The organism is Bradyrhizobium sp., from assembly GCF_035273305.1.
GTDB lineage: Bacteria > Pseudomonadota > Alphaproteobacteria > Rhizobiales > Xanthobacteraceae > Bradyrhizobium.
Map to the genome: position 1 here is coordinate 1 of NZ_DATEPI010000039.1, position 5247 is coordinate 5247.

Sequence of the window (5247 nt, forward strand, 5' to 3'; positions counted from 1 at the left end):
CAGCAGGAGCATGAGAGGTCGGAGGCGCTGTCTCGAGAGCTCGGAACGGTGCGCGCCAAGCTAACCGAGGTCGAGGCATGGCAGTCTAACGCCTCGGCGCAAGCCGATGAGCTCAAGAAACCAGGCGCAAGGAACGCAGCGGAGCTGCGCAAGTCGGCGCAACAAGAGCAGGCGGGGGCAGAGCAGCGGGATCTCGTCTCCGAACGAACCCAGACGCAGGCGCCTATAACTGGAGGGGTTGCGTCCGCAGGCCTGATCACGCGGACCCGCGGAACGGAGGCGGTTCTACCAGACCGGGTCAACCTAGCACCGGCCAGAGAAGCGCCGAACAATTCTGATGACGGTCCGGCCGTCGAAAGGTTGTTCCTGCGTGCGAGCGCCTTGCTCGGACAAGGAGACATTGGCTCGGCCAGAATTGTGCTTGAGCGCGCTGCCGAAAGCGGTAGCGCAAAAGCAACCTTCGCGCTGGCGGAGACTTATGACCCGCTTATCCTTCCTAAATGGGGAACGTTCGGCACTCGCGGTGACGTGGACAAGGCGCGGGAGCTATACGCGAAGGCTGAGGCAGTCGGAAACAACCAGGCGAAGCAGCGCTTGGATGCGCTCCGATGAAGGGATCCGCAGGACCGGGATAAGCCGTTATCTCGCAGGTAGAGGAGAACTGAATGCAAAGCTCATTTCGGCAGCAACTGTTGTCCGTCGCCCCGGCTCTTTTGTTGCTGCTGCAGCCAACTGCCATGGACGCACAGGCAAAAGCTGCCCGAACCAAAACCGCTTTTTCCACCAAGCCCGCTGTTCCGGCACCGAAAACGACCATGAACGCGTGGACTGTGGGCCTCGCCGGAGGCCTCCTCGAAGGTGCACCGATCCGCTTGGCCGCAGAGATTGCGCGCGTAGTTGACGACGGGGATAATCTTCATGTCGTGCCTGTGGTGACACGAGGAGCCGCTGAAAACGTGAACTCGCTATTGTATCTGCGCGGCATTGACGCAGCTATTATCAATGCGGACGTGCTGGACGAATATAAGAGGCAGGTACCTGACGTCCAACATCGACTTGCCTACGTGCTAAATCTCTTTCCCTCCGAATTGCACGTTTTTGTTCGACCGGAAATTCAGAGCCTCAACGATTTGGTCGGCAAAAAGGTAAACTTCAACAACCAAGGCACAGCAGCCGCTTATTCCGGTCCGCTGATCTTCAGCCGACTAGGTCTGGACGTCGAGCAGACGTTCATTCCGCATCAAGTGGCGCTGGAACAGATGCGCAAGGGGGATATGTCCGCAGTCGTATTCATCACGTCCAAGCCAGTCGAAGCGTTCGTGCGTGGACGCTGGGACCCCGGATTTAAGTTTTTGCCGGTTCCATACGAAAGCAAGCTGGAGGACTACTATCTTCCAGCCTCTCTCGATTCGTCCGATTACCCTAATCTGATTCACGAAGGCGCGCGGGTCGACACTGTCGCCGTGCCTACCGCATTGGTCGCCTTCAACTGGTCGACCAGTTCGCAACGTTATCAACGCGTGGCGCGCTTCGTCGATCACCTGTTCTCGAGTATCGACAAGTTGCAGGGCCCCGGTTTTGATCCCAAATGGAAATCAATCAACCTTGGCGCGACGGTTCCCGGGCTCGCGCGCTTCCCAGCAGCCCAGAACTGGTTGGATAACCACGCTCGCTCAATGCAGGTGTCGCAGTGAACCCCGCTGCCTTTGCCGTCATTTCATTCGCCGTCCTTGCCGGGATGGGGGCCGCCGATGGTTCAGAGGATCCACTGAATCAACTCCGTACTTGTAGTCTGATGCGGCCTGAGGAACGGCTGCCGTGCCTGGACGAGCTTGCGCGCTCTGTGGCGCGCCAAGCGCAGCCCGCCTCGACGGCAAACCCGTGGATCATCAGTCAGACGACATCGCCGGTTGACTATGCACCGATCGCCAGCGCCACGGCCTCGTCGCGGGAGGTCTTGGACGGCTCGCCGTTTCAGTTATCGATGCGTTGCCGAGGCGGACGAAGTGAATTCGCGATCTCCGGGCCGACTATCTCTGGGCGCGGTGAGGATTACGCGATTTCCTACAGCGCGAGAGGAGGCCCGCCGGTCCGTATCGATGGGGTAAAGCCTGCCTTCGGAGCCGGAGTCGCACTCAAAATCGAGCCCGGCGCTTTTTTCCAGTCGGTTCGAAGCGATGGTGAACTAGTTGTGGACATTGGATTGCGCGGGGGAGCCGCTCGACGCGCAACGTTTTCATTGATCGGACTTGATGCTGTGCGCGCCAAAATAGCTCCGGCGTGCAATTGGCCTCACGCGATCGCAAATCCAAACCGTTGAGCTGAAACAGCGGGATCGACTAGACAGGGCCCTTCGTTACCAAGTTGATAGATCAACGCTGTGCGAATACCAGCCGAATGAGGGCGGCGCTAATAGGGGCCGCGAGCGAGAGTGCCGGACCATTGCTCGTCGACCACCGGTCATAGATGTTTGTTTCAGCAGGGTGCCGTCAAATCTAATTTTGTCATCGCTGCCAAATTGAAGGGCGCGACTAATTTAAATAAAAAACAGAAAAGCCGCCCGAAGGCGGCCTTTCCAAATTTAACATCCGAAGACTAGAACTACGCGAAGCGGAACGCGGCGGTGTTCTTGCGTCGATAGGCCACGAATCCAACGCCGATAAAGCCCAAGATCATCATCGCCCACGTCGCTGGTTCTGGGACTGCCCTCACGTTGGCGGGTACGCTGAAGCCCTCCGTTCCAAAGCTGATCGAAACGCCGGAAATAGTGTCGGTTGTCGAGCAACCAGTACAAGCGAGTGTAAACGTGCCGGTATGATTGATGTACGGGTTGAAATTATCAAAGCCGTTGTTCTGGTTGGGATTGAGTCCCACAATCAGATCGAAGGGCTGTCCTCCACTTAATGTCGTCAGGTGCACGCTATCTCCGGATATAATATCCGTCCAGTGCGTGGGAGAACCCGGAACCGGGGTTACCGTCCCGTTGTCGTTAACGTTCACCAGCGAACCGGCTTGGGTGAATGTGCTAACCGTCCCTAATCCCGAGACCGTAAAAGCAACATCGCTGATAGTCTGCCCGGACGAGATTTGTCCGATGCCGGTGTCGGTGAGAACCACTGTTAGGCTTCCGTTACTCACCGTTATATCCGCTGTCCCTAATAATGCTCCATCAGCATTAGAACCGGCCGCGGTAAACAACGCAGCACTGGCAGGACCCATACCGAGCAAAAGCGCCGCGGCTGTTAATGTGAGAAGTGAACGCGACTTTTTACTCATGTTTAAAACTGTGCTCCAAATACAACAGTCAACCCCTCCCATTTGGATTATTCACAGAATTTCGGACGCGTCCACATAAAATGAATTAGATGGTATTAACTTGGGTTAATTGGACTTCGAAATATAGATAACGCCCGACGTTATCACCGGCGGCAAAGCTATTTTAAAGCCGGGCGGCCCGCTTCCGCCGGGGAGCCGGCCCTTTTCACGTCGTGGGGCCGCGTCACGGACCCTTTCCGGAATTAAATTAACCCGCCACGACAATAGTAATGTACCGCACGATCAGAATGACAGTGAAGAGCCCAATCGCCACTCCCAAGAGCAAGTTTGTCCTTTTAGCGGGCCTGACCGTCACAGGCACCTACAAATGGTAGGACGCGGCTTTTGAAATTGATCCAAACCTTGAAGGAATCCTGGCGTTAGTTCTGCCGATCTGAATGAAGCGCGGCCCTTTCGGCGATCAAATCCTGAACGAGCTTTTCCGTTTCCTCATTGGTGATCGAGTCTAAAATCTGCTTGGCGAGGGCTCGATAGCGTTCGATCTTTCTGTCGATTTCTTTGCATCTCTCACACATGGCGGCCGTCGAACTTGAGCGAATAGCTTCTCGACAAACCAGACGACGCAAATTCGTTTCTATGTCAGAAGCCCCCATTATTACTATTCGTGGGAATGAGGGAATCGCTCGACTTTCCGGTCGCCTTCCCACAGTTGGACATCATGACCGTCAACGAACTGCTTCGCGCACTGCCTGGCACTGTCGTCATTCGGACATAGAAGCTCGATTGCCCGGAGAAACTCACCGTCGGCTGCAATAAAATACATTTGATATCTGGCCATTTGCGATTCTCGGCGCCGTTGGGCGGGGCCGCCGCGTGGCTGCAGGGCACACTGCGACGACCCCTAGTCGCGCGTTGCGTGGGGCGGGGCCGCGCGACTTGCGAGCACGATAAAAACCGCGACAGCGTTCAGCAAATGAACTCGCGCGTTAAGCTTTACGGTCGGCCCCGCGGCCGAATTGGCTTGCGTACCAAACAGCACACAAGAACGTCACTCAGGGGTCGGCTCACTGTTGCTGATCGCTCTCTATGATCAGTTTGAACTTGTGCGGAATCGGCGTGGTGTTCCAACTTGAATACTGGAGTGTCCTAGTTTATCGTTAGGTACGAGCGTGAACGAGTAGAACGGCCGTGGTCGACAAACTTAAGCGGGCATTAGAGCACCTCGATCAGCCGATATGCCCTAATTGCCTCATCGAAATGAAATGGACCCGCTCAGCCCTAGTCTCGTCGGATACCATCTCGCATTTATTCCACTGCCCAAACTGCCACCGAACGGGCCAGACAAGTTCCGTTATGCGAACTGTCGTAGTGCCGCCCGACAAGCTTTCGGCACCTATTCATCGATACGCTGCGTAGGCATGACTGCCTGAGTTGGCGCGCGCCTTTCGCGTTGGAGCGAGCCGGGTTCATGCCTTGCCGACGAAGTCAGGGCGACAGGTTATGTTCTTCCATGGTCCGAAGTCGACGAGGGACGATGGCGACAATGATTCGGACGTCGAAGGGGAGGAAGCGTGATGCCCTTGGACAAGCTTCACGCGTAACCCTTTCGAGATCTGCGCAACCATGGCAAGGATCGCCGCTGAACTGGTGGTGAGTCCGGACGACGGCGGCGACCCGTCGCTCATGTCTCCGAATTATTACGCCGCTTTGGAGGGTGAACAGCGGAGCGAGTAACAAGCCGGTGAGAGAGTCGGGAAGCAGACAGAATTATCCATGGCGCATAGGTCTAATTGTGGCGCGTGCCAATCGTCGGCATGTGTCTATCTCCCGAGCCCGTCCATGTGCGCCCCCGCCGTGGACGGCTTTTGATTTCTACCGGGACGTAGGTGCGCGGCGCTGCGGTCCCGCGTCTTTTCTGTGCGATGTGGTAGCCGCGACACGGCTTTTGGCGGGCAATAATGTTAACCGGCG

Annotated in this window: 2 protein-coding genes and 1 pseudogene; 2 read left to right on the top strand and 1 reads right to left on the bottom strand. The window is 56.5% G+C overall.

The genetic code is table 11. The features are described from left to right. Positions 1 to 612: pseudogene (locus VJV58_RS02710) on the top strand (hypothetical protein); the annotation flags it as partial. Between the two features lie 53 nt (positions 613 to 665). Then, entirely contained in the window at positions 666 to 1694 is a 1029-nt protein-coding gene (locus tag VJV58_RS02715; protein ID WP_324135796.1) for a TAXI family TRAP transporter solute-binding subunit, read from the top strand. A 907-nt stretch (positions 1695 to 2601) separates the two neighbouring features. Here the strand turns inward: VJV58_RS02715 and VJV58_RS02720 are convergent. Continuing rightward, complete coding sequence (locus VJV58_RS02720) at positions 2602 to 3276, bottom strand: PEPxxWA-CTERM sorting domain-containing protein (protein WP_324135797.1); 675 nt, start codon at positions 3274 to 3276, stop codon at positions 2602 to 2604. Between the last annotated feature and the right edge of the window lie 1971 nt (positions 3277 to 5247).